Raw genomic sequence first — 26,201 nt, forward strand, 5'->3', positions numbered from 1 at the left:
AAGTCCGTTCTATCAATCATAGTCGATAGATCGTCAAGGTACAGCAACTCTGTCTGGTGTAGAATAAGCCCACGTCCGTTATCCCCATTTCGTTCCATTCTGGCCATTTATTTGTGAACAAGCTCAACCCGAGACAAAGCGAAGCAGTCCGCTATGCCGATGGCCCCATGCTGGTGCTTGCTGGTGCCGGCAGCGGCAAGACCAGCGTGATCACCCGCAAGATTGCCTACCTGATCGAGCAGCTCGGAATCCCGGGGCGTCATATTGCCGCGGTCACCTTCACCAACAAGGCCGCCCGGGAGATGAAGGAGCGGGTTGGCCGGATCGTGGAGCGGAAGCTGACCCGAGGCCTGATTGTATCCACTTTTCATAACCTTGGCCTCAATATGATCCGGGAAGAGCACACGCATCTCGGCTACCACCCCGGCTTTTCCATCTTCGATGCCGAGGATGCCAAGGCCCTGTTACAGGATCTGATGCTGCGGGAAGCCAGTGCCGAGGCTGGGGACGAACTCAACGACATCCAGATGACCATCTCGTCCTGGAAAAACGCCATGCGGGGGCCGGCCGAGGCCCTGAGCAAGGCGGCGGATGAGCGGGAACAGCGCATCGCCATCATCTACAAGAAATACAACGAATACCTGAAGGCCTACAACGCGGTCGATTTTGATGATCTGATCCTGCTTCCCGTGATGCTGTTCCGCTCAAATCCGGACGTGCTCGCGAAATGGCGGCGGAAGATTCGCTACATGCTGGTGGATGAATACCAGGACACCAACGTGTGCCAGTACGAACTGGTCAAACTCCTGGTCGCAGAGCGGGCCGCGTTCACTGTGGTTGGCGATGACGACCAGTCGATCTATGCCTGGCGCGGCGCCCGACCGGAAAACCTGGCCCAGCTCAAGGAAGACTTCCCGAGCCTGAAAATCGTCAAGCTTGAGCAGAATTACCGCTCCACGGCCAGGATCCTGCGCAGTGCCAACACCGTGATTGCCAACAACCCCCACGTGTTCGAGAAGGCTCTGTGGAGTGATCACACCATCGGTGAGGAAATCCGGATCGTCCGGTGCCGCAACGAAGACGCGGAAACCGACCGGGTTGCCACCGAGATCCTCGACCAGAAGCTGAAGAAAGGCCTCGATTTCCGGGACTTTGCCGTACTGTATCGGGGTAACCACCAGGCACGACTGCTGGAAATGAAGCTGCAGGCCTACCAGATCCCCTACCGGATCTCCGGCGGCCAGTCGTTTTTCTCGAAGAACGAGATCAAGGACGCCATGTCTTACCTGCGTCTGCTGATCAATCCCGACGATAACGCTGCCTTCCTTCGAGTGGTCAACGTGCCCCGCCGGGAAATCGGCCCGCGCACCCTTGAGCAGCTCAGCCACTATTCACGCTCTCGAAATATCAGCCTGTTCAAGGCATTGGGAGACATGGGCGCAGAGACCCACGTAACCGAGAAGGGCCTGGACCGTCTCCGGCGCTTTGCCCATTGGGTGGACGCCACCTGCGAGCGGCTGCACAGCGAGAATCCGATACCCGTGATCAAACAGCTGTTCACGGACATCGAGTACGAGGAGTGGCTGCACCAACACTCCGGCACGCCCAAGCAGGCCGAGCGAAGGATGGAAAATATCTGGTACCTGGTGGAATCGATCCAGCGCATGCTCGATGACGGCAAGGGCACGGCCGATGAGCTCGGCATCGAAGATGCCATTACCAAACTGATCCTGCGGGACATGATGGAACAGCGGGAAGAGGACGACGACAGTGACAAGGTTCAGCTGCTCACCCTGCACGCTTCCAAGGGCCTGGAGTTTCCCCATGTGTTCATCATGGGGCTTGAAGAGGAAATCCTGCCCCACCGAAGCAGCATCGAGGAAGGCAACATCGAGGAGGAGCGGCGGTTGATGTACGTAGGCATCACCCGCGCCCGGGAAACACTGACGCTGACCTATGCGGCTATCCGGAAACAGTACGGGGAAAAGCTGGAAACCATCCCGAGCCGTTTTCTTGATGAACTGCCCGAAGAAGATCTCAAGTGGGAAGGCACCGGCGACCTGGATGTGGAGGCCAATCAGAAGAAAGGGAAAGCAACATTGAGCGCGCTGATCGGAGACCTCGGCCTCTAGTCAGTACCCAGACGCAAAAAAGCCCCTCTAAAGGGGCTTTTTCAACGAATAAACCGCACGCTTACTGGCTCTGCTCAACAATATACTCAACAGACGCCTGGATTTCTTCATCCGGACAGCTTGAACAGCCGCCTTTTGCCGGCATCGCGTTGAAGCCATTGATAGCGTGGCTCACCAGGGTGTCCAGGCCCTTGTCGATGCGCGGTGCCCAGGCATCCGCATCGCCAATCACCGGCGCACCTGCAGCACCCGTGGTATGACAAGCCATGCAGACAGCATCGTAAACTTCGCTGCCCGAGCGAGGACCGGCGCTGGCGGTTTCGGTGGCGACCGCAGCCTCACCACACTCTTCACCCTGCAGACACACCTCGCCCACCGGCTGAATACGTGCACGGATTTCATCTTCAACACTTGCCATTACGGCACCCGCTGTCAGGCCAAGAACGACCAGTACAGCAACCAGGACTCTCTTCATCTTCACAATGCACCTCGCATTTGAGCGTTATAATCTTCGGTCGCCGCATTATAGCGACTGAAACCAGGCAAAAAAACCAAACAGCAAAATCATAAATTGATTTCAACCATTTTAATTGCGATTTCGTAAGTCAGAGGGTGTTTCGCGAACAATCCGGTTACCATGGTGTTCGCCGACGTTTTACCATTCAGGACCTGTTTCCATGACCAATACGGAACCGACTTCGCCCCACCCGTTGCGCAAACCGCTGCTGATTGCCGAATTCACGGCGCTGGCTGTTTTGCTTGCTTCCATGGGGTGGTTTTCCAGTCAGACCAGTGACGGCCAGGCGATCAGTGCCGGCTGGCTGCTGATTCCTGCCTTCGCCAGCCTGGGGGTTTTCCTAAGCTTCATCGGGCTGATGTACCTGCGCTGGGTTGCGTCTGCAGACAGCGGCAACCGGTTCAAGCACAAGCTTATTTTCTCGCTTCTTGCCGTCACCCTGATCGGCGTCTGGATTTACGGCATTGCCAATACCTGGTTCAGCCTGACTGCCAGCTAGGAGACCGCCTCATGACGTACCTTCATACGCTGTCGCCACCACGGGGCCTTCTCACCATCTCGCTGCTGTTGTCGGTGTCCGCCACGGTGGCGGCTCAGACCAACGAGACACCCTCGATAGACTCTCCCGAACAATGTGCCCTGATTGAAGACGGGGTCAAACGGCTGGCCTGTTTTGATAGCCTCTATAAACCAGCAGAGCGACAGGCCCAGGCCTCAGAAAGTGCCAAAGAGCAGGCCGAGAAGAGCGCGGAACAGCTGGCACCGAATGGCGAGGATCTCGACGCCGTTGCCGGCAACGCCCTTGAAGGTGATCCTGATGCGGGCGTCATGTCGGCGCTGGTCGACCGTTATGTGGCGGCTGAAAAAGCCGTTTTCTCATTCTCCGGAAGTTTCGTGGGACATCGCCCCACCTATATCCTGCCCATCAGTTGGGTGGAAGACCCGAACGATGTGCCATCCAGCCCCAGACTGGGCTCCGTCGGCTATGACTACGAGCTGGAACGGGAAGAGGCCAAGTACCAGATCAGCTTCAAGGTGCCGTTGCTGACGGGGATTCTGGATGACCGCACCACCCTCTGGTTTGGCTACACCCAGACTTCGTTCTGGCAGGTCTACAACAAGGACGATTCCGCACCTTTCCGGGAAACCAACTACGAACCTGAGATATTCGCGCGCTATCAGGCCGACTGGGATCTCGGACCGGGGCGGCTGAATGGCGTGACCCTGGGCCTAAACCATCAGTCGAACGGCCAGTCGGAGCCTCGGTCTCGCAGCTGGAACCGGATTATGGCATCTGCGGCTTACAGCTATGATCGTTGGCTCTTTATGGTTCAACCCTGGTACCGGATTCCGGAGAACAGCAACGACGATAATGCCGATATTGAGCGCTATCTGGGGCATGCCAACTACTATGCGGTGTACAAGCTGACCGAGGACCGGACGTTTTCGTTACGGCTGATGAACAATCTGCGGTCGGATGACAACAAGACGTCGGTGGAGTTCGGGTATAGTTTTCCGATGGGGGATACGGTTAAGGGGTTTTTCCAGTACTACAACGGGTATGGGGAGAGTCTGATTGACTACAACCACCGGATTCAGCGGATTGGTATCGGGATTATGCTGAACGACTGGCTCTGACTGTTTCTATTTGGTAACGGTCAGAGCCAGCATTCGGGTTAGCCTTCTTTGTTTAGCCGATCCATTTCAGCCAGCAACTCCGCGGTTTTCTCTTCCATCAACGGAATATCCGCCCTTGATTCGACGTTCAAGCGCACAACCGGCTCAGTGTTGGACATTCGTAAGTTGAAGCGCCAGTCGTCGAATTCGATGCTGACGCCGTCCACGTGGCTGACGTTTTTGGCGCCGACGCTGTATTTGGCTTCAATCGCAGCGATGACCTTGGGGGGATCCGCGATGGTGCGGTTGATCTCGCCGCTGGCCGGGTAGGCTTCGATTCGGGCGTCGATCAGCGACGACAGGGTCTGGCCAGACTGGCAGAGGCGTTCGGCGACCAGCAGCCAGGGGATCATGCCACTGTCGCAGTAGGCGAAGTCGCGGAAGTAGTGGTGGGCGCTCATTTCGCCGCCGTAGACCGCGTCTTCATCACGCATTCTCTGTTTGATGAAGGCGTGGCCGGTTTTGCTCTCGATGGCTTCGCCGCCAGCAGCTTCGACCAGGTCGAGGGTGTTCCAGGTCAGGCGGGGGTCGTGGATGACTTTGCCGCCGCCGGTTTTGCGCAGGAACTGGTCGGCCAGCAGACCAACAATGTAATAACCCTCGATAAAACGACCGTTTTCGTCGAAGAAAAAGCAGCGGTCGTAGTCGCCGTCCCAGGCAATGCCCATGACGGCACCTTCTGCGATAACGGCGTCAGCGGTGACGGCGCGATTTTCCGGCAGGATCGGATTGGGAACACCGTTGGGGAAATGGCCGTCAGGTTCATGGTGTACTTTTACGAATTCGAAGGGCAGGTGCTGTTCGAGTTCGTCGATCACCAGGCCGGCGCCGCCGTTACCTGCGTTGACGGCAATGGTCATTGGCGTGAGTGAGACCGCGTCAACGTAGCCCAGAAGATGGTCGATGTAGGCGCTCATGACTTCCAGGGGCTCGTAACGTCCTTGCTCGGGCGCATCACCAAAAGGCTCCAGAACTCTATCGCGAATCTCGTTCAGGCCGTTGTCAGAGCTGATCGGCCGGGATTCGGGGCCGACCATTTTCATGCCGTTGTGGTCTTTCGGGTTGTGGCTGGCGGTCACCATGATGCCGCCGTCCATCTTGTAGTGGCTGGTAGCGAAATACACCTGTTCGGTGCCGCACAGGCCGATATCAAAAACATCCGCACCGGCTGCCATGAGGCCCGAGCTGAGCGCCTCGGCAATGTCCGGGCTCGAAAGACGGATGTCGTAGCCGACGATCACTTTTTTAGCGCCGGTAATTTCCACGTAGGCGCGCCCGATTTTCTCGGCCAGAATGGGGTTTAGTTGGTCAGGTACACGGCCACGAAGATCGTAAGCCTTGAAGCAGGACAGGTCCATTGCAGTCTCCCGGTCAGTGGCATCCGGCAGGATCCGGATATGTCAGAACATAAAACTCCGGATATTCTAACCGCTGTGGGGTGAAATCGGGGAACTAGACCGGAAAAATCAGGGAGGGAACTCCGGCACCCGCCAGTTCTGGCGGGTGCCGGTCAGAATTTACTCAGATGCGCCTGATTGCAGCTGGATGTAATTCTGAATACCCATCTGAGAAATCATTTCCAGCTGGGTTTCGAGCCAGTCGATGTGCTCTTCCTCGCTTTCCAGAATGCGACGGAAAATTTCGCGAGAGGTGTAGTCCTTCACCTCGTCACAATAGGCAACCGCTTCTACGTAGTCCGCATGGCCGGCCAACTCCAGTTTCAGGTCGCACTGGAGCATTTCCTCCACGTTTTCACCGATCAGCAGCTTGTTCAGATCCTGCAGGTTGGGCAGCCCCTCGAGGAACAGAATACGCTCGATCAGCTCGTCGGCGTGCTTCATCTCGTCGATGGACTCTTCGTATTCCTTGTCTGCCAGCTTGGTGATTCCCCAGTCCTTGTACATACGGGAATGGAGGAAATACTGGTTGATGGCAGTCAGCTCGTTGGCAAGCGCCTTATTGAGGTACTGGATGACTTTTTTATCGCCTTTCATAACCGGATTCCTTGTGTGATGAATACCTAGTAGACAAGGATAGACCGTTGAGCGCCGATAAAAAACCGCGACTGCAAAAAGGTCGCAAATGGAAATCAGGATGGATATCAGGCCGGTTGAGCGAGCATATTGGCCAGTGCCAGATAATCCGTCGAACGACTCTCGCGAAGAATTTCCCGTGCGGTGCAGGCGCAACGGCCACACTGGGTTCCGACACCCAACTGCTTACCCAGTTGACGCATGGAAGACACACCGTCTTCAGCGGCTTCACGGATTTCTCGATCGGTTACCCCGTGGCAAAGGCAGACATACATCGCGGCTACTCACTAACGCTACAAAAGTTAGTGATAATTATTGTTATTCACATCCAGAATTGCAAGCCTTTTGTATTAAATTTGTGCAACGGAATGTTTCAGGCCGGGTCCTGGCGCGTCAGATTCTGGCTCCCCGTTGCTGTAACAACCACGTTGTCCTCGATACGAATACCCCCGCAGCCCCTCAGCCTGCCGATCAGCTCCCGGTTCAGGTATGACCCCAACTCCCCTTCCAGCAGGGGTTCCAGCAACGAGGGAATAAAATAGAAGCCTGGTTCAATGGTCACCACCATGCCGGGCTCCAGCCGGCGGGTCAGGCGCAGGAACGGGGCGTCTTCTGGCGGGGGCGTCGGTTTGCCGGCCACATCATGGACTTGCACGCCCAGGAAATGACCAATGCCATGGGGAAAGAAAACCCGGGTAATGCCTTTGTCGACGATGGCCTCGTCGTCCAGGCCCGATACCAGACCAGTCGCTGACAGCAAAGTAGCAACCCCCTGATGGGCCTTGCGATGAATCTCGATGTAATCCACACCCGGCGCCACCATGTCGCACAGTCTCAGGTGGAGTCGCTCAAGCCCGTGAATCAGGGCCGCAAAGTGTGACTCCTCCGGTCCCGCCGTGGTGCGGGTGATGTCGGAGCAATAGCCGCGATAACGAACGCCGGCATCGATCAGCAGGCTGCGGGGCTGCCCCGGAGGCTGCGTATCGTAATACTGGTAGTGCAGCGTACCTGCGTGCTCATTCAGGCCGATGATGCTGTGGTAAGGCGCCTCGGCTTCCCGCTGGCGGGTCGCCTGCTGGTAGGCCAGGTTGATGCCGAACTCGCTTTCACCGGCCAGGAATGCCTCCCGGGCAACAGCATGGCCCGCCAGAGCCAGCCTGTTGGCCTGGGCCAGGCACTCGATTTCATAGGCAGTTTTACGAACGCGGGTTTCGTCCAGGTCCCGGAGCAGATCGTCCGGGTTTGCGTCTCCGGGGACATTACTGATCAGTGCCGGATCGCCAATCACCGCCAGGCTGCCGGGATCATCCAGCAACGGCGCCCTGGGTGAGGCGCTGCTGCGAACCTCGATAAACGTCTGCCAGGGCTCTTCCGGTAACACTGGATTGGCGTGCCAGAAGTCCACCGGCTCGAACAACCAGAGCACGGGCCTGTGCCCCGCCCGGATCCAGAGCCAGCAGTGTTCGCGGCCAGCCAGACCGGTCCAGTGCAGAAACGGGCCATAGCCCTGGAAATGCCAGGCCTGATCATCGCCGTAGCGATAAGGGGCGGCACCGGAAGCGATCAGCAGGCTGTCGTAGCCATGCTCCGCCATCGCCGATTCGTAGCGGCCCTGCAGTTCGTTGAGGTGGTCCGTCTGCAGCGACAAAAGGGCATCATGTGGCATAGACATCTTCCAGTTTTGTCCAGAGCGTTAAGAGATCGTCCGACCGGGTATCCCGCAGCCGGACCAGGCGGATTTCCAGGGGCACATCCCAGCTCTCATCACCGGCGCGCACCAGACTGCCGAACTGTTCGCTTTTCTCGGTCATGCGTCTGGGCAACCAGCCCATGCCGAAACCCTGCTTGACCAATGCCTTGATACTGGCTGACCGGGTATTTTCGTTCAAGGGCAACAGATTGGCGGTTAGCCCACGCCGAACAAGATGACCTTCGATCGCCGACTGGAGAAAACCACGGCTGTGGTAGGCAATAAGCGGTACCGGCTGTTCCGGGCTGCCCGGCAGAGCAAACCGGGGGTGTCCGTCGTCGTCAGCAACGCTGACCGGCACCAGCGACTCCCGCGCCAGCACCAGCCATTCGTATCTGTCTTCGGCCACCTGCCGCCCCAGGGCAAATCCGGGTGCCAGTAACACAACACCAGATCACATTCGCCACTGTCCAGCGCCTCAAGGAATTGCTCGCCCACCCAGCTGGTGGCATTCAGGTTCAGCTGCAGGCGTTCAGCAATACTCGCGTCTCTGGCCCAGGCCTGGTAAAAGTGGGAAAACAGCCCCTGGGTGGAGCCGACACTGATCCGGGCAGAAGCCTCGGCTTCAAGGGCGGCAATGCGGTCCCGGGTATCCAGCACGTCACGGGTGATTCGCTCGCACAGTTCCCGGAACATCTCCCCTGCCGGTGTCAGTGAGAGCGGCAACGTCTGGCGGTTGATCAGCGTGCTGCCCATGGCCTCTTCCAGCAGCTTGATCCGTCGGCTGAACGTAGGCTGGCTCACATGCTGCAATTCGGCAGCACGTGCGAAATGGCGCGTTCGGGCCAGCGCCAGAAAATCTTCCAACCAGCGTACTTCCATGGAATCCCCTGAGGGTATGTCGTTGTGTCGATGCGAGTTCTTCTACTGGCATCATAGCCTATCGCAGCGGCGCCGTTACAACCGTCCCTCTTCCACCGCATGGCAGGCAACCTGGGTGCCGCCATCGGTGGTGATCAGCTGCGGCACCTCCTGCCGGCATCGCTCATTGGCATAAGGGCAACGTCCATGGAACACGCACCCGGAGGGCAGGTTCACCGGCGTGGGCACTTCCCCCTTGAGGCGAATATGGTTGGGCCGGTCATCCTCCAGCTTCGGAATCGCCGACAGCAGCCCCTGGGTGTACGGATGCTGGGCATCGTTGATAATTTCCCGGGTCGGCCCCTGCTCGATGATCCGGCCGGAGTACATGACCAGCATCCGCTGGGTCACCTGGGAGACCACGCCAAGGTCGTGGGTAATCAGCATCAGCGCTACGTTCTCCTGCTCGCACAGGTTCAGCAGCAGGTCCATGATCTCCGCCTGGATAGTCACGTCCAGGGCCGTCGTGGGCTCATCGGCAATGATGATTTCCGGGTCCAGCAGCAATGATCACCCGCTGGCGCATGCCCCGGACATCTCATGGGGGTACTGATTCAGCCGTTTCTCCGGCGACGGGCTCCCCTACCAGACCCAGCCGCTCGCCCTTGTCCAGGCTGAAACTGATGCCGCGCAGTGCCGTCAGGTCGCCGCCACGCACCGCAAAACGCACATCCAGATTTTTAACTTCCAACAGTGCCATGGTGTTACCCCTTGTACAGCCGTGAGTTCATCACATCCCGCAACCAGTCACCCAACAGGTTGATGACCAGTACGAGCACCACCAGCACCAGACCCGGGATCAGGGTGATCCACCAGGAGCCGCTCTGGATGTAATCAAAGCCGGATTTGATCAGCGACCCGAGGGACGGCTGGGTTTCCGGCATGCCCAGGCCCAGGAATGACAGCGCCCACGATGATGGCAACCATCAGGGTGGAGAACGACAGCTGCACATCGGCAATGCGCATCAGCACCGCATCCACCTTGCCGCCCAGATAGCCGGCCAGCAGGCCGAAAAGAATACCCAGAAACGCCTGCAGAACCACCGCCCCAAAGCCGATCATTAACGACACCCGGGCGCCGTACAGAATGGTGGACAGCAGATCCCGGCCCTGGGCGTCGGTGCCCAGGGGAAATGCCGGATCGGCACCGCTCATGCCCACCGGGGGCAGCTCGGAATTCATAATGTTGATCAGCGCCAGATCGTAGGGATCGGCGGGCGCCAGCAGCGGCGCAAACACCGCCGCCCACGGTAATCACCGGCAGCATGGTGTTCTTGAGTGCGTGCAGGAAGTTGATACGGCCGGCACTGAGGCCCTTGGCCCGGGCGTAACGAACGTAATCGCTCTGCAGCACTTCCATCATCTCGGCCCGGCTCAGGCGGATAAACAGCGGCAGCATGATCGAGGCCAGGGACACCGACGGCAGGACCAGATGCATCAGCCCGGTACCGGTGAAGAAACCGGACTCCCAGGTGCCGAACAGGTGCGTGAGCTCATCGCCCCGGCCGTAGGAGGGCAGCCCGCCTTCGGTGCTGAAGAAATCGTTCAGCCACTGGCCCCAACCGGTATCCGACGGGAACCAGTTCACCGTCACACCAATGGAGAGCAGCTGAATCAGCACAATGGCCGTCAGGAACACCGGGATGGAGATACCCACGGTACTGACGCCCATAAAGAATTTGGATAACCATGCCTGGGGTCGGATAGCGGCATAGACACCGATCGGCACGGAGAGAAACACAATAATGAGACTGGCACCGATCACCAGCTCCAGGGTCGCCGGCAGGTGTTCGGCGATCACCTCCAGGGTCGGCTTGCTGTAGAAATAGGAGTTGCCCAGGTCACCCTGGAGCGCATTGCCCGCGAAACGCAGGTACTGCACCACCATAGGGTCGTTCAGACCGACCTCCTCGCGAATGGCTTCCCGCTCCTCTTCGGAGACGGACATGCCCACCATTTCCTGAAGCGGGTCCCCGAGGCCATCCTGAATGGCAAAGGCGATCACACTGATCACAAACATGACCAGAAACGCCTGGGAAATCCGCTGAACCAAAAACGCTAACATGGAAAGCTTCCGGATAAGGCTTGCAAACAAAAGGCCGCGTCGTCATACAGACGCTGCTCTACTTCCTGCAGCATGGCCGCACGCTTGTCCAGGTCGGTCTCGACATTGGCCTTCTGAACCAGGGCGTCGATTTCCGGGTTGCAGTAGTTACCGGCGTTGTACTGGCCAGCGCCACTGTCGGCGTCCGGGCAGAACGTCAGGAACTCATAGAAGTTGGCGGAGTCCTCGGTGTCCGCGTGCCAGCCGATCATCATCATGTCAGCGGCGCGGTTGTCATACTCCGGCCAGTACTGGGCCTTCGGCAGGGTTTTTTCAGATCCACCTTGATGTTGATCCGGGCCAGCATGGCAGCCACCGCCTGAGCGATCTTGTCGTCGTTCACGTAGCGGTTGTTCGGCGCCATCATGGTGATGGTGAAACCGTCCTCATAACCGGCTTCCTTCATCAGTTCCTGGGCCTTGGCGACATCGAAGCGCGGTGTGAGGGACTCGTTATGGCCCTGGTAGCCCGCCGGGAACATCTGCGCAGCTGGCGTGGCGAAACCCTTCATGATCTTGGCGGCAATACCTTCCTGGTTGATGGCGGAGGCAATCGCCTCGCGAACCTTCGGGTTCTTGAAGGCTTCCACCCGCTCCCAGCTCTCTGCCAGACGCGGCTCAAAACCAAGATCCTTGGTCCAGCGCAGCAGCGGATCAAAGGTCATATGAGACAGCTGGAGAATGCCACCAGACAGCTGCTCATGAATGTCGAGGGTTACCGGATCGGCGTCGTACGCCATCTTCAGTTCTTTGGTCGCCTCGGCGCCCAGAGCAACTGGCGCCGAGGCCAGGGCCATGGAACCGACAAATGCTGCAATCAGTTTTTTCATCGCGTTTTCCGTCGCTGTTTTAGGAATTTTCACGGAACATCGGCGCAGAACGGCGCCGAATGTCTGGCCAACAAGCTAGTCTCGGAAAACACTTAGGGCAATCGAAATTGCAACATGGGGCTATACGCCAGGTGAATGACCTGTTTTGGCGCGGACTTACAGACGAAAAAACAATGGCAGAATAAGCGCGGTAAAAACCCCGGTAAGCCCCATACCCAGAGATGCAAACGCACCGGCGGTGTGACTGATCTCGAACGCCCTCGCCGTGCCAATCGCATGGCCGTTCAGACCCAGGGCAAAGCCGAGAATCCGTTCGTCTTTCACAGGTAAAAGCCGCGCGAGCAGGTCAACGAAGAGGGTTGCCACCACGCCGGTGATCAGAAGCCCGCCCATCATCAGGGGCACCGAACCACCCAGTTGCTCGGTAATACCAATGGCAATAGGTGCCGTCACCGACTTGGGCGCCAGCGAGGCCAGCACCTCCGGCGTCGCTCCCAACGCCCAACCAATCACCACGGCGTAAACCGCCGCCATGGTGGCGGCAATCGGCAGCGTGACTACAATCGGGCGCCACATGGCACGGATATGGTGCATCTGCTGGTACAAGGGAATCCCGAGTGCGACGGTGGCAGGCCCCAGCAACACCGTCAGCCACCGCGCGCCCTGTTGGTAATCCTGGTAATCCACCGCCAACGCGATGAAGCCAGATAAAAGACACGCAGACAAAACAACCGGCGGCAGCCAGATAGGCCGGCCAATGCGGGAGAACAGCCAGTTGCCGGCAAAGAAGGCACCGAGGGTCAAACCGATCGCAAGAATCGGGGTGGCGGCAAGCGACTCCGGCAGGGCCTGGAAGCGCGCGAGTAGCTCACTCACCATCGCTAACGCCTCTTTTCGTCACCGCTTTCATCAACAACAACGTCGTCAGCACACTGAGAAAGGTGCCCACCAGCAATGCCGCCGCAACCGCCAGCCACTGCCCGGAGAACTGGTTCGCCGTGAAAAACACACCCACCACCCCCGGCATGATCAAGAGCACCAGCACCGATATCAGCCCCTGGCTGGCCCGAGCAAGATCATCACTCACGTTGCCTTTAAGCATCAGCGTGAAGGTAATGACCACCATCCCCAGCACGCCGCCACTCACCGGCAACGCCAGAAGCAGGCGCACAGACTCGCCAAGAATAAAAAACAGCACCAGAACCAGAAAACCACGCAACATCGGCATGCGCTTACACTCACCCGGGAAAGAATTGCATTACACTAGCCCAAACCCCTATCCCGATACCAATGCAGGAAGCCCATGGCGCTCAAAGCAACCATCCTCAAGGCGACGCTCAACATCGCCGACATGGACCGTCACTACTACGCGGATCATCAATTGACCATCGCCCAGCATCCGTCGGAAACGGACCTGCGCGTGATGATCCGGCTGCTTGCCTTTGCCCTGAACGCCGGCGACACCCTCGAATTTACCAAAGGCCTGAGCACCGATGATGAGCCAGAGCTGTGGCAGAAAGACCTGACCGGCGAAATTGAATTATGGATCGAGCTTGGCCTGCCAGAAGAAGACCGAATAAGGAAGGCCTGCAACCGCGCCGGGAAAGTGATCCTCTACACCTATGGCGATCGCGCATTCCCAGTCTGGTGGGACAAACATCACGGCAAGCTGGAACGTTTCGACAACCTCACCATTGTTCACCTACCCGGCGACAGCACTGAGGCCCTGGCAGCGCTCGCGGACCGGTCCATGAGCTTCCAGGTGACCATCCAGGATGGCGAGGTCACCTTCAGCAATGACAACAATCTGGTATCGATTACCCCCGAGCAGCGACTACCCCAGAACTGAGGTCAGGACTTGCCGCCGGGGGCTGGACAGACACCCGCTACGCACGTAAGATTGCGCACTCGAAATCGGCGAGTCATCGTCGAGCTCGAAGCGCCCGTAGCTCAGCTGGATAGAGCGTTGCCCTCCGGAGGCAAAGGTCATAGGTTCGAATCCTATCGGGCGCGCCATTATTTTCAAAGGCTTGCGTGAAAACGCAGGCCTTTTTTATTTGCCTGTGCCCAAATTGTGCCTTGCTGGAGCCCAGTCACTTTAGGCCGCTGCTATATCACTCAGTAAAAAGACCATTGCACGGTTTCCACCTCACCATCTCCAAGGCACAGCCACTCCGCGTTATCTATGAATCCAAAACGCCTTGTTGTCGAAACCTTTGGTCGCAATGCGAACATTGGAAGCAACCAATTAACGCTTCTTCCCGCATTACTTCGAAACCTATATGAGGGAAAGCACACTTTTTCAGTATACAGCTATTTCACATTCCCCCTGAAACCAAGCATAAACGGGTTGCAGTAGCCATCTGGGCAAACGGCATCCTGACTCTCGTCCAGATCGCGGAAAGGACTTTGCCGGCAGCTTGGCGCTGATTGCCGATGCTATACATAACTTCTGGGACATGGCATCGCTGATTATCGCGTTCGCGGCCCGTAAGATTGCGCGTCGCCCGGCTGAATAAAAGCTGACCTTCGGCTACGGGCGAATAAAGGTAGGTGTTGCGCTGTTAAATACACCACCTTGATCATGATAGGGCCCTACCTGATATACGAGGGTGTCATGCGGTTCCCAGATCCGCTGGAACTCAAGGGGTGTTGGGTAGTCTGACTTACATTGTTGCACTGATAATGGACGCGTTGAGCGCGCTGCTGACCTACTCAATGCAGAAGGGCAGCGTTAATATTCATGCGTTGTTTTACACAACTTGTCTGATGCGTTTGCGTCAATAGCAGTGTTATAGGCGGAGCTCTTATCTTGCTCTACGACATGCGCTGGGTTGATTCCGCAATCACCATTGGCATGGCCAGCTATATTCTCTACTTGGACCTGACAGAAATTGGCGGGACCATCAGAACACTCATGCTGGGGAGTCCCGAGGATATCGGCACAGATTCCGTCATTGGGGCAGTATCAGACTTAGAAGGAGTTATCGACTTCACCCCGTACATTTTTGGCAGGTGGGTGAGCATGATGCCTCGCTCGACGCCCGTGTGGTTGTCGAGATGAGTGCGTGGAATGAACTTGAGAAAATCAAGGACGGGATAAAACAGGCTTTGGAGAAAGAGTTCAGCGTAACTCATTCAACACTGGAATTTGAACACCCTGACTACAAGCACGAGGGGGCAAATACCTATAAACATAGTTAACCGGCGCGCTATGTGACATACCTCATCATGCAGATTCCAAACGAATGGCGAACCACAAAGGCACGAGGACTCCATGCGAGACATGATTGAACCCCATCAAATTTGGGCCTACCCCATCGCTGCTGTTCTCGGCCTTTTAGAGGGCAGGAAACCTCCCCCGGGAAATATGTTGCCAGAGTATCTGCCCGGGACTCCATACCCAGGCTCTTGCTTTATAACAACATTACCCAGACACCGCTGCATCATCAGACCTCGCCAGAATCTCGAAAGCAATATGGCGAGGTCTAACTTTCTTTACGCTTCGGAAAAACTCCTGCGTTTCCAGAGATAGTAACCTACCGGTATCACCAGCAGTGCCAGAATCACGGCACTGATCATGCCTCCGACCATGGGCGCGGCAATCCGCCCCATGACTTCCGATCCGGTTCCGCCACCCATCATGACCGGTATCAGCCCGCCGATGATGGCGGCCGCGGTCATCATTATCGGCCGCACCCTCATTCCGGCGCCATGAAGCACTGCATGGCGAAGGTTTTCCCGCCTTGGTTTCAGCCCGTTCTTTTCACAGGTTTCCAGCATCGATTCGTAGGACTGATTGAGATAGACCAGCATGATCACACCAATCTCCACAGCAACACCGGCCAGGGCAATGAAACCGACGCCGACGGCAACCGAGAAGTTGTAACCCAGCAGATACATCAGCCAGAAGGCGCCAACCAACGCGAAAGGCAGGGTAGCCATGATGATACCCACTTCCGCAAAGCGCCCGAAGTTCAGGAACAGCAGCAGGACAATAACACCCAGCGTCACCGGAACCACCAGGCTCAGTTTCTGCTTGGCACGGAGCATGTACTCATACTGGCCAGACCAGTTGACGGAGTAACCGGCGGGCAGGTCCAGCTCCGCCTTCACGGCGGCCTGCGCCTGCTGGACATAGGTGCCGATGTCCACACCTTCGATATCCACATAGCTCCAGCCGTTCAGGCGGGCGTTTTCACTCTTGATGGAGGGCGGCCCGTCCTCCACCCGGATATCGGCCACGTCGGCCAGCGCGATCCGCTGACCGGATTCAGTCACCACGGGAAGCTGCTTCAGTTTTTCGGGTGAGTCCCGGTAATCCTCCGGATAGCGGAGGTTGATCGGGAAGCGCTCAAGCCCCTCGATGGTCTGCGCCACGTTGATTCCGCCAATGGCCGAGGCCACAACCTGCTGAACATCATCGATATTCAGGCCATAGCGGGCGGCACGCTCCCGATCAATATCCACCTTGATGTAACGTCCGCCGGCGACCCGCTCGGAATAGACAGAACTGGTGCCGGGAACCTTCTCCAGGATCTCCTCAAGGCGTTTGCCAATGCCCTGGATAACCGAGAGATCCGGGCCGGCTACCTTGATGCCCACGGGGGTCTTTATGCCCGTTGCCAGCATGTCGATGCGGGTTTTGATCGGCATGACCCAGGCATTGGTCACCCCCGGGAAGCGAATCAGCGAATTGAGCTCCTGCTTGAGCTTATCGGTGGTCATCCCGTCCCGCCACTGATCCTTGGGCTTAAGCTGGATAAAGGTCTCAACCATGGTCAGCGGCGCCGGGTCGGTAGCGGTATCCGCCCGCCCCACCTTGCCAAACACGGTTTTCACTTCGGGCACCGTGGCGATAAGCTTGTCCGTCTGCTGCACCAGCCTCCTGGCCTCGGCAATCGAGATGGCGGGGTAGGTGGTGGGCATGTACATCAGGTCGCCCTCATCCAGGTTGGGAATGAATTCACTCCCGATCTTGGTTGCCGGCCACAGGCCGACAACCAGAACCAGTACCGATACCAGAACCGTTGACAGCGGAAACCGGAGCACCAGCTTCAGGGCCGGCATATAGGCGGCGACCAGCAGCCGGTTCAGCGGATTCTTGTGCTCCGGCAGCACCTTGCCACGAATGAAGTAACCCATGAGCACCGGGACCAGCGTCACTGCGAGAGCGGCACTGGCCGCCATGGCGTAGGTCTTAGTGAACGCCAGGGGCGCAAACATCCGCCCTTCCTGGGCTTCCAGGGCAAACACCGGCACAAAACTGACAGTGATGATCAACAGCGAGAAAAACAGCGCCGGCCCGACCTCCGAGGCCGATCTGGCTACTATTTCCCATCGGTTCTCGGGCGTCAGCGGCGTCCTCTCCATATGCTTGTGCATGTTCTCGATTAACACGATGGCGCCGTCGATCATGGCACCGATGGCAATAGCGATCCCCCCGAGCGACATGATATTGGCATTGATACCCTGAAAGTACATGACGATAAAGGCGGTCAGGATGCCCACCGGCAGGCTGATAATTGCCACCAGCGACGAGCGGACGTGGAACAGGAAAACCATACACACCAGGGCCACCACCACAAATTCCTCGAGCAGCTTGAACCCGAGGTTATTGACCGCGCGCTCGATCAGGCCAGAGCGATCGTAAACCGTCACCACCTCAACACCTTCGGGCAGGCTCGACTGCAACTCTTCCAGCTTGGCCTTCACACCATTAATGGTTTTCTGGGCATTTTCACCAAACCGCATTACCACAATGCCGCCAATGGTCTCCCCGTTGCCGTTGAGTTCCACAACGCCACGTCTCGCCTGCGGCCCGATCTCAACGCTTGCCACATCCTTCATCAGGACCGGCGTGCCATTTACGTCAAGACCCAGTGGAATCGACAAGAGGTCTTCACGGGACTGGATATAGCCAGTCGAGCGGACAATGTATTCCGCCTCGGCCATCTCGATCACCGATGCACCGATTTCCTTGTTGCCCCGCTTGATGCTGTTCTGGATGTGGGACAGGGGGATACCGAATGCCCGGAGTTTTTCGGGATTCACCTTGACCTGGTACTGCTTGACCATGCCGCCGACCGTGGACACTTCCGAGACACCGGGCACTGTCTGCAGCTCGTACTTCAGAAACCAGTTCTGCAGAGTGGTCAGTTGGCTCAGGTCGTTGTTCCCTGTCCGGTCAACCAGGGCATACAGGTAAACCCAGCCGACCCCGGTCGCATCCGGCCCCAGTTGAGGCCGGGCCGATTCAGGCAGGCTGGGTATTACCTGCGACAGGTATTCCAGCACCCGGGAGCGGGCCCAGTACATGTCCGTATCTTCATCAAAGATGATATAGACGTAGGAGTCGCCGAAGAACGAGTAGCCCCGGACCGTCACCGCACCCGGCACCGAGAGCATGGCCGTGGTCAGCGGATAGGTCACCTGATCTTCCACCACCTGCGGGGCCTGGCCGGGGTAGCTGGTTTTAACGATAACCTGGACATCCGAGAGATCCGGCAGGGCATCCACCGGCGTCTTTGACACCGAGTAGAGCCCGAACCCGGTCAGCAATACGGCGGCAAGCATGACCAGAAAACGGTTCTGGACAGACCAGTTAATGACCGACGCAATCATGAGGCGCCTCCGTCATGGTCCATTTCGCCCTGGTTCATCTTGCCATGGTCCATTTCGCCCTGATCCATCTTGCCGTGGTCCATTTCGCCCTGATCCATCTTGCCGTGGTCCATTTCGCCCTGGTTCATTGGGTTCTGATCCATCCCCTCATGATTCATGGTTTCAGGGCTGCCCTTGGCATCAGCCTTGCCCGCGCCCATGGCGTGCCCGGAATGGTTCATATCCGGGTCCATCGCCCCTGTGGGCGGCGGGGACATCCGCCGGAAATCCGATGTCTTGCTGGATTCAGAGTCAATCAGGAACTGCGCCGAGACCACCACCTGGTCGCCGGGAACGACGCCTTCCAGAATCTCGGCATACCTGTTCCCGACCCGTCCGGTGGTAACGTTAACCGATTTGAAGGCGCCTTCTTCCAGGGCCAGAACAACGCGGTCGGTCTGCCCGGTGCGGATAACGGATTCCCGGGGCACCAGGGTGCGCCTTTCACTGGGATCGCCCTGTATGTCGACGCTGGCGAACATGCCCGGCTGCAACATGCCATCGGCATTGTCAAAGCGCATCCTGACCTGTGCGGTCCGGGTCTCGAGATTGATTTCCGGGTACACGTAGTCCACGCTCCCCATCCAGCTGCGCCCGGGCATGTAGTCCAGGGTCATCTCTACCGGATCGCCGGCACTGATGGCCCAGAGCTGGCTCTCGAACACCTCCCCGATCACCCAGACCTCGTCAAGCGAACCGATGGACACAACCTTATCTCCGGGCTTGACGAATGCACCCTCACGGACATTCAGGACATCAATAACCCCGGAAGCCGGGGCATAGAAAGTTATGGTCCGCTGCACATCCCGGGTCTGCCTGAGTGTCCGGATCAAACGGTCCGAGACATTCAGCGACGACAAACGCTCCTCGGCCGCCCTGATCAGGCGCGGGTTTTTCCGGTCCAGTGCCAGGAGCAATTCCTCCTGGGCATTCACCAGGGTGGGTGAGTAGAGGGTGTAAACAGGCTTGCCCTTCTCAACCGGGTCGCCCTCGGACTTTACATAAAGTTTCTCGATCCACCCTTCAACACGGGGGTGCATGTGGTACAACTCGTCTTCGTTATACTGCACGTAGCCCACGGTAATAATATTGCTGGGCAACTGCCCCCTGATGGCCTCGTCCGTGCGAACGCCCAGGTTATTGACAATGTTCGGCGCAACCCGGACGGTGCCTGGCGAGTCGTCAGCGCTCCCGCTGTCCTCGTAAACCGGAACCAGATCCATGCCCATGGGCGACTTGCCCGGTTTGTCACTTCTGAAGCTGGCGTCCATGGGTGACACCCAGTACAAGGGTTTCTTTTCCGCGGACGCTGGTGCCGTTGCGGTTTCGGAGGCCAGCCAATAGGCCGCCCCGGCCCCGGCAATGCCACCAAGCAGTATAAAGCCCAGCGGGCGAACAAAATTAGCCATGATGGTCAGTCCTGATAGCGAGTCTGTGAAAGTGAAGGTACTTCGGAAGAGCCTGAGGTCAGGTAACGGAAACTGGCGAAGTTCCGGGCCCGCTCCGCGGTCATCCCGATCAGCTCAATCTTGGCGTTGAGATCGTCGATCCGCGCACGCACGGCCTCGGCGAAATCGCCGTCGTCATTGTTGTAGGCGGTCAGCGCGGCCTCGGCCTGCTCTTCCATTTGCGGCAGCAAGAACTGCTGGTATATCCCGATGCGGTCATCAAGCCGTTTAATCCGGGCAAGGGCTGAACGGGCCCTTGCCTGAATCACGCGAAGCTGCAAAACTCGCTCTGTCTTTTCTGCTTCGAGCCGGGCCGCTGAGGCGTTCAGCTTCCGGTCCTGGAGATTGCCGGTAAACAGCGGGAGATCAAAACCAATCCCCACGGAGAAGAGATCCGCCCGGTCCTGCCCGCCGGGCACGCGATCCCGGTAGCCATATTGCGCAGAAACCGTCCATTCGGGCTTGTAAGCCTCGCGGGCAAGATCCACATCAATGGCCCGGGCCTTGATCTGCTGGTCCGTGGAACGGATCAGGGGGTGACGGATAAGGGTGCCCGCACTGGTTTCCGACCAGCCGTCCCGAAGCGCTGTCAGCAGTTCGGGGGGCACCGTTTCGGTTACCTCCAGCGAGGCATTTTTCGACCCGATCCACTCACCCAGAGCTTCCTGACTTGATTGCAGCTTCAGCCTCAGGTCGGTCAGCCGGTCATCCAGGCGCGTAAGCTCCAGGGTGCCCCGGACAACGTCCTGCTGCCGTGAGATCATGGTGGCGGTTATGTAACCCGCCTCGGCTACGTCGGACAGCTGCTCGAAAAGATCCCTGTTATCCTCAATCAGACCGATGCTCTGTTGTGCCTCCCACACATCAAGCCAGAGGCGGGTCACCGTTTCCACCACCCTGGCGCGCCGGTTCTCCCTCTGAAAAGGTTGCTCCTGCGCCAGCTCTTCTTTCCTGTCCTGCGACAACTGCAGGCTGTCGCCGCGCGGAATCCGCTGCGAGATTCCGACCGTGGCCTGGGTCATCGCTTCCTGCCCGGTGTCGAACGTGTCCACGGGCAGATTCGCGGCGCCAAGTGACAGCCGAGGGTCGGGCAGGGCCCCCTCGGCAATGGACTCCTCCAGTAATGCTTGCTGTATCTGGGCACTCTGGCGAAGCCATGGATCGTATTCAATGGCGGCATCAATCACATTCGCCAGTTGAAGTCTGGGCTCCGCCCAACCGGGCAGGCTGGTCAAAACCAACGCCCCGAAGATGGCGGATCTGAAATAGCGAGCAGGAATAGCCAAGGGTAGGTCTCCACAGAAGTCTGTTAATCTGTTCAGGTACGCCATGCTAAATCTCAAACCTGAACTCTAACTGAACTTACCTGGGTTTTCAGGATATTTTGATCTGGCTCAATTTGTGTTTCATGTGATAAAAACCGAGAGAATCTTTGGTTTTTCATTAACTATCCAGAATCACTCCGAAAACTGATGCTTTAAAAAACTCATCAGACAGGATCGGCAATTATTTTCTGAATATAAAGCCTTTACCACCAGCCCAACAATGTGAAATACCTGAGGGTCTCAGTGGTATAGCACATAAAGACGAGCAAGCACATTTCAGCGCATAAAAAAGCCGCAGAGGCTTCTGCGGCAAGGACAAACCTGAGACAACACAAAGGACAATCGTGTCAGGTACGATGACTGCCCCATGTACTGCAAAGTAAAACACAATACCCTGAAACAAACCTGAATTTCTGACACCTCTTAAAAAAAGATGACCGTCGAGTGGCCTATACACTAAATAACTGCCCATTAAACCGCCACACGATTCATTTGCTGAAATGTACATATAAAGGAACGCCTGGGTAGAGTGATACTTCTTTGATTGTGGGCGCCAAAATACGACCAGACAGAATATTCAGAAGTACCATTGCATCTCCACCAATCCCAGAGGCTCAAGCATTCCGTACTCGCTGGTGTCGTTACCACCAAACCATTGGGCTCCGGCTGTGAGATAGATTTCCTGGCTGAAGGGAGGCGTCCAGGTGGACCGGGGATAGAGTACCCAGCTTGCATCATCAACATTGCGAATGGCCACTACCCGATACTGCCAAAACGGGTTGATATCCTGCCATGCGAGCAACCCGGTATAATGGCGCCCGGCATAGAGCGGATCTGTGGACAGCAGGTTTCCAAGGCCAGAGTTTCCCGGCGGTACGGGCCGGCCGTTGTAGAAATATTCCAGTGCCAGGTTGAACCCATTGCGAAACGACCAATTCAGATCCGCCACTCCCTGCCAGTAGCTGTCGCTGGCGTCCGGGTCGCTCCAGACGAATTCCGTGCGCCAACCGGTGCCGATCACCGAGCCACTGCCGTCAAAGCCTATCCTGGTGACATCGGCAAACTCACCTGCCATCAGCCCGGCATCTACACCACCAATATAGCGCTTGACCCGGGCTGCCGTACTGGCCTCGCCGTCATTGTGTTGCGGGGCATGGACAGCGCTGATGCGTCCTAAGGCTCCCCAGGGTTTGTCCCAGAGAATGGCGTCCACACCCACCCGTTCATCCGGCTCCAGTTGCAAAGGGCTGACAGGATTGAGGATGTCCATCGGGTTCCAGATCAGGGCCGTGGACCAGTTCACCTGCTGGCGGCCGAAGCGGAAATCACCGGCCGGCGACCGCCACTGCACCGTGCCACGATAGAACTGGTGGCGCGCCAGCAATGTCCCCGACTCGTGAATATCCCCCTGCAGATCCCAGTAGCGAGGTTCCGGGGCATCCCGGAGCAAGGCGAACTCCGGGCTGTCCAGAAAACTGCCCGAAACCAGTTCCAGGTCGTAGGCCGCGTCCACAATCCAGTCCTGATATCGATATCGGGGGTTCAGACGCAGGCGGGTAAGGTTCGAAACGTAGCGATCACCGTCGATCAACGAGCGCGAGCCGACGCTGAGATTCTTCAGCGATCCGGACTGGCTGAACCCGGCCTCAACACCTGAAGCCAGCATCAGGCAGACCAGCCCTGACGCCACTTGCCAGTGCCTAGCCATGATGAATGGCCTCGACCGGGTCCAGCCGCGCCGCCCGCCATGCCGGATACAGCGCCACCGTCACCGAACAGAGAAACAGCAGCAGGCTGGGCAGCCAGACATGATCAAACATCAGCACCGGATAGACCCGGTCGGTAATGCCCGGAATGGTTTCCAGCGCCCCGCTGATCGAGGACAGGTCAATGCCGGCCTGGTTCAGCCAGTAGACCAGCGCACCGCCCGCCAGGGTTCCGGCCACCATGCCCAGTACCGCCAGAAAGAACGCCTCGAACACAATCGTCAGCAGCAACTGGACACCTCGGGTTCCCAGTGCCAGCATGACGCCCAGTTCCCGGGTCCGCTCCATCACCGACATCACCATGGTATTCATGACCCCGATGGCCACCACGACAAAGACCACCGACAGAATGAGATAGAAATCCACCTGGCTCATTTCCACCATCTGCACAACCACCGGGAGCAGGGTTTCCCAGCCCTGGGCCTCCAGTCCGTCGTTAGTCAGAGGCAGCGACTGGTTCAGGGTTCTTGCCAGGGCCGCACTCTCTGCGCGGTCTGACAGCCTCAACACGATCCGCGAGACTTCGTCTTCCAGCAGGCCACCCAGGCGGCGGGCTGCGTTGATATTGGTGAAGACATACTCTGTGTCGAAAAGGTCACTGCCAGTGCGATAGATACCGAGAATGGCCTGGGCACTGGAAGCAAGATCTCCGCCAGCCTGCTGGACCGTAATGACCAGCTTGTCCCCCAGCCGGGCACCCAACTCCTCGGCCAGTTTCTGGCCAATCACAATTCCCGCCTCCCCGGATTGAACATAAGTGCCCTGCTCCATGTATCTGAAAAGTTCCGTAACCGCCCTCTCCTGCTCCGGTGCAATACCCACCAGCTCCACCGGCAGACTCTTCCCGGGGTTTGCCACCATGGCACGCAGCAATACCCTGGGTGCGGCAGCCTCAACCTCAAGACGCGCCTGCAACTGCTGCTGCAGTGCCTGACTGTCGGCAATGCGAAAAGCTGGCGACAGATCGACGTCGTGGCCCTGCGCCATTACCTGCACATGCCCGCTAAGCTGCTGTGTCGAATTGTGAATCATCTGCTCAAAGAAACCATCGGCGAAAGCGTATAAGAACAGATAGGCCGCCAGCCCGAACGCAGTGGCCGAGGCGGTGATCACTGACCGTCGTGGATTGCGGAATACGGAGCGCAGTGCCATTTGCGCGAATATCAGCAGTCGATGATCAGACGTCACCTGCCAGTGGATCCGGCGGATACGGTTGATCATAGTGCGACGTGCGCCCATCGCCTCCAATGGACTGTTGCGGCTGGCCTTCCAGGCCGGGATGGCCGCTGCCAACAGAGCCACCGATATAACCACGATGCCAATCACCACCAGACGCTGGAATTCAATGGTGGGATAGACGATACCGCTCAGGCCCGGCATGGTATCCATGGCCTTGATATAGGCGCTGAAGTCCAGCCCATGGGTACCGAAATAGCCCGTCAGTGACAGCCCCAATGCCAGACCCAACAGGTATCCCAGGCCCGCCAGGATGGCTGTTTCCAGAAGCACCAGCCAGACAATACGACTGCTGGGCGTACCCAACGCCATCATTACACCGAATTCCCGGCCACGCTCCAGTACCGACATCAGAATGGTGTTGACGATGCCGGCCGCCACCACCACAAACACCACGAAGATCACGATGTAGGCGACAGCATCGTGAAACGCAACCATTTGCACCAGCGACGGCATCAGCGCTGGCCACCCCAGGACTTCTACGTTCCAGGCCTGCATCTGATTCCGCAGGCCTGCAACCACCGCTTCAAGCCGGTCGGAATCCTCTACGCGGGACGCAATCTCGGTAAACCGCCCCTGAAAGGCATACAGCGCCTGGGCAGAGGCCAAGGGCATCTGGCCCACGAAGCCATCAATACGCTTGATACCGGTCTCGAATACGCCCACCACTTCGAACCGGTCGGCGCCAATAGAGCCGTCCGACGCCTGCACCACCAGTACCAGCTCGTCGCCCGGGGAGACATCCAGGGCACCGGCGGCATCGACGCCAACAAGAATTTCATTGCCGCGCTCCAGGTAGCGACCACGGACAATCGACCGGTCAAGCCGGGTGACCCGTGGCTCCGTCGCGCTGTCGACGCCCATCACCTGTAATGCCCGTGACTGGTCCTCACGGCTGGCCAGGGCATGGCCCGTCACCCGGGGGGTGGTTGCCGCCACACCGGCTACGGCCGATACCTCCTCTGTGAGATTCCAGCGCTCGGCCAGGGCAATGTTCATCTCCCGGTCATCGTGAAAGCCCCGCTGATGTACCTTCAGGTCGCCGGTCACATAGCCAGTCATGTTGTTGATCATCTGGGCGTTGATGCCATCAATGAATGCCCAGAGAAACACTAGCCCACCGACACCGACGGCCACCGACAACAGTGTGATGGCCGTACGCCGACGATTGACCTGAAGATTGCCAAAAGCCAGACGTAGCCACGCCATCACGACCGTATTTCCTCACGCTCGACGCGGCCATCGCGGAGATGGATTACCCGCCGCGCGCGTTCCATCACCATCGGGTCATGGGTGGAGAAGACAAAGGTAATGCCATGCTCGGCATTGAGCTTACGCATCAAGTCCAGTAGCGCCGCGCCGGTCGTGGAATCGAGATTGGCCGTGGGCTCGTCGGCCAGGACAATCGCGGGCTTGCTGACAATCGCCCGGGCCACCGCAACACGCTGTTGCTGGCCGCCAGACAGTTCATGGGGCAGGCGCCGCTCCAGCCCTTGCAGGCCGACCTCCACCAGAATACGCCGGGCCTCGGCACGGCGCTCCCGAAACGGCACTCCGCGCAGCATCAGCACATACTCGACGTTCTCCTGAGCCGACAGCACGCCAATCAGGTTGTATTCCTGAAATACAAAGCCAACCTTCCACAGCCGCAAAAGGGTCCGCTTCTTTCGGCTAAGCCCGGTGATTTCCTCACCCGCCACCAGAATGCGCCCGCTATCCGGCTCGTCCAGGGCTCCAATCTGATTCAATAGCGTGGTTTTACCCGATCCAGACGGGCCCACCAAGGTTGTGAACTCCCCGGCCTCAATGGCGACCTACACCTCTTCGAGCGCCTTGACGGACATTGAGTCCTGACGGTAG

Annotated in this window: 24 protein-coding genes, 1 tRNA gene and 1 pseudogene; 6 read left to right on the plus strand and 20 right to left on the minus strand. The window is 58.0% G+C overall.

The window, feature by feature from the left end:
* Nucleotides 1-113: 113 nt before the first annotated feature.
* Nucleotides 114-2,132 (plus strand): DNA helicase Rep, encoded by a 2,019-nt coding sequence (gene rep / locus KYE_RS02050; RefSeq protein ID WP_039881783.1) that lies wholly within the window; start codon nucleotides 114-116, stop codon nucleotides 2,130-2,132.
* A gap of 61 nt (nucleotides 2,133-2,193) precedes the next feature.
* On the opposite strand, the gene KYE_RS02055 is transcribed toward rep, so the two are convergent.
* Entirely contained in the window at nucleotides 2,194-2,607 is a 414-nt protein-coding gene (locus tag KYE_RS02055; protein WP_008169929.1) for a c-type cytochrome, read from the minus strand.
* A gap of 202 nt (nucleotides 2,608-2,809) precedes the next feature.
* On the opposite strand from KYE_RS02055, the gene KYE_RS02060 reads away from it, so the two are divergent.
* Both KYE_RS02060 and KYE_RS02065 read left to right on the plus strand, forming a co-directional pair.
* Nucleotides 2,810-3,148, plus strand: coding sequence for a hypothetical protein (locus KYE_RS02060; RefSeq protein WP_008169930.1), 339 nt, complete (start codon nucleotides 2,810-2,812; stop codon nucleotides 3,146-3,148).
* An 11-nt stretch (nucleotides 3,149-3,159) separates the two neighbouring features.
* Nucleotides 3,160-4,287, plus strand: a complete 1,128-nt coding sequence (locus KYE_RS02065; RefSeq protein WP_008169931.1) for a phospholipase A — start codon at nucleotides 3,160-3,162, stop codon at nucleotides 4,285-4,287.
* Between the two features lie 38 nt (nucleotides 4,288-4,325).
* Here KYE_RS02065 and KYE_RS02070 read toward each other — a convergent pair whose 3' ends face one another.
* From KYE_RS02070 to KYE_RS02120, 13 genes and pseudogenes are all read right to left on the minus strand, one after another.
* A complete protein-coding gene (locus tag KYE_RS02070) occupies nucleotides 4,326-5,684 on the minus strand; it encodes a phosphomannomutase/phosphoglucomutase (RefSeq protein WP_008169934.1) in 1,359 nt (452 codons plus the stop codon).
* Between the two features lie 159 nt (nucleotides 5,685-5,843).
* Entirely contained in the window at nucleotides 5,844-6,320 is a 477-nt protein-coding gene (gene bfr, locus KYE_RS02075) for a bacterioferritin (RefSeq protein ID WP_008169935.1), read from the minus strand.
* A gap of 107 nt (nucleotides 6,321-6,427) precedes the next feature.
* The gene (locus tag KYE_RS20950) at nucleotides 6,428-6,634 is read right to left on the minus strand and encodes a bacterioferritin-associated ferredoxin (RefSeq protein ID WP_008169936.1); all 207 of its coding nucleotides are present in this window, start codon (nucleotides 6,632-6,634) and stop codon (nucleotides 6,428-6,430) included.
* A 98-nt stretch (nucleotides 6,635-6,732) separates the two neighbouring features.
* Nucleotides 6,733-8,025: a Xaa-Pro dipeptidase gene (gene pepQ, locus KYE_RS02080; RefSeq protein ID WP_008169937.1), complete on the minus strand. Its 1,293-nt coding sequence runs from the start codon at nucleotides 8,023-8,025 to the stop codon at nucleotides 6,733-6,735.
* Nucleotides 8,015-8,931, minus strand: a pseudogene (locus tag KYE_RS22110) (LysR family transcriptional regulator). The gene pepQ and the pseudogene KYE_RS22110 overlap by 11 nt, the downstream one beginning before the upstream one ends.
* A 75-nt stretch (nucleotides 8,932-9,006) precedes the next feature.
* Complete coding sequence (locus KYE_RS21680; RefSeq protein WP_008169938.1) at nucleotides 9,007-9,477, minus strand: oligopeptide/dipeptide ABC transporter ATP-binding protein; 471 nt, start codon at nucleotides 9,475-9,477, stop codon at nucleotides 9,007-9,009.
* Between the two features lie 31 nt (nucleotides 9,478-9,508).
* Complete coding sequence (locus KYE_RS21780; protein ID WP_008169939.1) at nucleotides 9,509-9,670, minus strand: hypothetical protein; 162 nt, start codon at nucleotides 9,668-9,670, stop codon at nucleotides 9,509-9,511.
* Nucleotides 9,671-9,674: 4 nt separating this feature from the next.
* Nucleotides 9,675-9,854, minus strand: a complete 180-nt coding sequence (locus tag KYE_RS21785) for a hypothetical protein (RefSeq protein WP_050898237.1) — start codon at nucleotides 9,852-9,854, stop codon at nucleotides 9,675-9,677.
* Nucleotides 9,821-11,035, minus strand: a complete 1,215-nt coding sequence (locus tag KYE_RS02105; protein WP_008169940.1) for an ABC transporter permease — start codon at nucleotides 11,033-11,035, stop codon at nucleotides 9,821-9,823. Before KYE_RS02105 ends, KYE_RS21785 begins: the two co-directional genes overlap by 34 nt.
* Nucleotides 11,029-11,292, minus strand: a complete 264-nt coding sequence (locus tag KYE_RS22290; protein WP_050898239.1) for a hypothetical protein — start codon at nucleotides 11,290-11,292, stop codon at nucleotides 11,029-11,031. Before KYE_RS22290 ends, KYE_RS02105 begins: the two co-directional genes overlap by 7 nt.
* On the minus strand, nucleotides 11,289-11,903 hold the full coding sequence (locus KYE_RS02110; protein ID WP_050898241.1) for an ABC transporter substrate-binding protein: 615 nt from the start codon (nucleotides 11,901-11,903) through the stop codon (nucleotides 11,289-11,291). The genes KYE_RS22290 and KYE_RS02110 overlap by 4 nt, the downstream gene beginning before the upstream one ends.
* A gap of 156 nt (nucleotides 11,904-12,059) precedes the next feature.
* The gene (locus KYE_RS02115; RefSeq protein ID WP_008169941.1) at nucleotides 12,060-12,782 is read right to left on the minus strand and encodes an LrgB family protein; all 723 of its coding nucleotides are present in this window, start codon (nucleotides 12,780-12,782) and stop codon (nucleotides 12,060-12,062) included.
* Complete coding sequence (locus tag KYE_RS02120; RefSeq protein WP_008169943.1) at nucleotides 12,772-13,131, minus strand: CidA/LrgA family protein; 360 nt, start codon at nucleotides 13,129-13,131, stop codon at nucleotides 12,772-12,774. Before KYE_RS02120 ends, KYE_RS02115 begins: the two co-directional genes overlap by 11 nt.
* A 75-nt stretch (nucleotides 13,132-13,206) precedes the next feature.
* Between KYE_RS02120 and KYE_RS02125 the strand changes: the two genes are divergently transcribed.
* From KYE_RS02125 to KYE_RS22115, 3 genes are all read left to right on the plus strand, one after another.
* A complete protein-coding gene (locus tag KYE_RS02125; RefSeq protein ID WP_008169944.1) occupies nucleotides 13,207-13,752 on the plus strand; it encodes a YaeQ family protein in 546 nt (181 codons plus the stop codon).
* A gap of 90 nt (nucleotides 13,753-13,842) precedes the next feature.
* Nucleotides 13,843-13,919, plus strand: a tRNA-Arg gene (locus KYE_RS02130).
* 443 nt (nucleotides 13,920-14,362) lie between these two features.
* Complete coding sequence (locus KYE_RS22115; RefSeq protein WP_248185651.1) at nucleotides 14,363-14,422, plus strand: hypothetical protein; 60 nt, start codon at nucleotides 14,363-14,365, stop codon at nucleotides 14,420-14,422.
* A 979-nt stretch (nucleotides 14,423-15,401) separates the two neighbouring features.
* Here KYE_RS22115 and KYE_RS02140 read toward each other — a convergent pair.
* The 6 genes from KYE_RS02140 to KYE_RS02165 form a co-directional block, all read right to left on the minus strand.
* Nucleotides 15,402-18,527: an efflux RND transporter permease subunit gene (locus KYE_RS02140; RefSeq protein ID WP_008169945.1), complete on the minus strand. Its 3,126-nt coding sequence runs from the start codon at nucleotides 18,525-18,527 to the stop codon at nucleotides 15,402-15,404.
* Nucleotides 18,524-19,975, minus strand: coding sequence for an efflux RND transporter periplasmic adaptor subunit (locus tag KYE_RS02145; RefSeq protein ID WP_008169946.1), 1,452 nt, complete (start codon nucleotides 19,973-19,975; stop codon nucleotides 18,524-18,526). The genes KYE_RS02140 and KYE_RS02145 overlap by 4 nt, the downstream gene beginning before the upstream one ends.
* A gap of 5 nt (nucleotides 19,976-19,980) precedes the next feature.
* Nucleotides 19,981-21,300 carry a TolC family protein gene (locus KYE_RS02150; protein WP_008169947.1) on the minus strand — a complete coding sequence of 440 codons (1,320 nt, stop codon included), beginning with the start codon at nucleotides 21,298-21,300 and terminating at the stop codon, nucleotides 19,981-19,983.
* 616 nt (nucleotides 21,301-21,916) lie between these two features.
* Nucleotides 21,917-23,047, minus strand: a complete 1,131-nt coding sequence (locus tag KYE_RS02155) for a hypothetical protein (RefSeq protein WP_008169948.1) — start codon at nucleotides 23,045-23,047, stop codon at nucleotides 21,917-21,919.
* On the minus strand, nucleotides 23,040-25,550 hold the full coding sequence (locus KYE_RS02160; RefSeq protein ID WP_008169949.1) for an FtsX-like permease family protein: 2,511 nt from the start codon (nucleotides 25,548-25,550) through the stop codon (nucleotides 23,040-23,042). Before KYE_RS02160 ends, KYE_RS02155 begins: the two co-directional genes overlap by 8 nt.
* The gene (locus KYE_RS02165; protein ID WP_227497725.1) at nucleotides 25,550-26,149 is read right to left on the minus strand and encodes an ABC transporter ATP-binding protein; all 600 of its coding nucleotides are present in this window, start codon (nucleotides 26,147-26,149) and stop codon (nucleotides 25,550-25,552) included. Before KYE_RS02165 ends, KYE_RS02160 begins: the two co-directional genes overlap by 1 nt.
* Nucleotides 26,150-26,201 lie beyond the last annotated feature (52 nt).

It is taken from the genome of Marinobacter manganoxydans MnI7-9 (assembly GCF_000235625.1).
Taxonomy (GTDB): domain Bacteria; phylum Pseudomonadota; class Gammaproteobacteria; order Pseudomonadales; family Oleiphilaceae; genus Marinobacter; species Marinobacter manganoxydans.

Excerpts from the sequence above, each read along its gene's own strand:
- KYE_RS02055 (WP_008169929.1), bottom strand. The coding sequence starts at position 2,607 with ATGAAGAGAGTCCTGGTTGCTGTACTGGTCGTTCTTGGCCTGACAGCG.
- KYE_RS02060 (WP_008169930.1), top strand. The coding sequence starts at position 2,810 with ATGACCAATACGGAACCGACTTCGCCCCACCCGTTGCGCAAACCGCTG.
- KYE_RS02065 (WP_008169931.1), top strand. The coding sequence starts at position 3,160 with ATGACGTACCTTCATACGCTGTCGCCACCACGGGGCCTTCTCACCATC.
- KYE_RS02070 (WP_008169934.1), bottom strand. The coding sequence starts at position 5,684 with ATGGACCTGTCCTGCTTCAAGGCTTACGATCTTCGTGGCCGTGTACCT.
- bfr (WP_008169935.1), bottom strand. The coding sequence starts at position 6,320 with ATGAAAGGCGATAAAAAAGTCATCCAGTACCTCAATAAGGCGCTTGCC.
- KYE_RS20950 (WP_008169936.1), bottom strand. The coding sequence starts at position 6,634 with ATGTATGTCTGCCTTTGCCACGGGGTAACCGATCGAGAAATCCGTGAA.
- pepQ (WP_008169937.1), bottom strand. The coding sequence starts at position 8,025 with ATGCCACATGATGCCCTTTTGTCGCTGCAGACGGACCACCTCAACGAA.
- KYE_RS21780 (WP_008169939.1), bottom strand. The coding sequence starts at position 9,670 with ATGGCACTGTTGGAAGTTAAAAATCTGGATGTGCGTTTTGCGGTGCGT.
- KYE_RS21785 (WP_050898237.1), bottom strand. The coding sequence starts at position 9,854 with ATGCCGGAAACCCAGCCGTCCCTCGGGTCGCTGATCAAATCCGGCTTT.
- KYE_RS02105 (WP_008169940.1), bottom strand. The coding sequence starts at position 11,035 with ATGTTAGCGTTTTTGGTTCAGCGGATTTCCCAGGCGTTTCTGGTCATG.
- KYE_RS22290 (WP_050898239.1), bottom strand. The coding sequence starts at position 11,292 with ATGATGATGATCGGCTGGCACGCGGACACCGAGGACTCCGCCAACTTC.
- KYE_RS02110 (WP_050898241.1), bottom strand. The coding sequence starts at position 11,903 with ATGAAAAAACTGATTGCAGCATTTGTCGGTTCCATGGCCCTGGCCTCG.
- KYE_RS02115 (WP_008169941.1), bottom strand. The coding sequence starts at position 12,782 with ATGGTGAGTGAGCTACTCGCGCGCTTCCAGGCCCTGCCGGAGTCGCTT.
- KYE_RS02120 (WP_008169943.1), bottom strand. The coding sequence starts at position 13,131 with ATGCCGATGTTGCGTGGTTTTCTGGTTCTGGTGCTGTTTTTTATTCTT.
- KYE_RS02125 (WP_008169944.1), top strand. The coding sequence starts at position 13,207 with ATGGCGCTCAAAGCAACCATCCTCAAGGCGACGCTCAACATCGCCGAC.
- KYE_RS02140 (WP_008169945.1), bottom strand. The coding sequence starts at position 18,527 with ATGATTGCGTCGGTCATTAACTGGTCTGTCCAGAACCGTTTTCTGGTC.
- KYE_RS02145 (WP_008169946.1), bottom strand. The coding sequence starts at position 19,975 with ATGGCTAATTTTGTTCGCCCGCTGGGCTTTATACTGCTTGGTGGCATT.
- KYE_RS02155 (WP_008169948.1), bottom strand. The coding sequence starts at position 23,047 with ATGGCTAGGCACTGGCAAGTGGCGTCAGGGCTGGTCTGCCTGATGCTG.
- KYE_RS02160 (WP_008169949.1), bottom strand. The coding sequence starts at position 25,550 with ATGGCGTGGCTACGTCTGGCTTTTGGCAATCTTCAGGTCAATCGTCGG.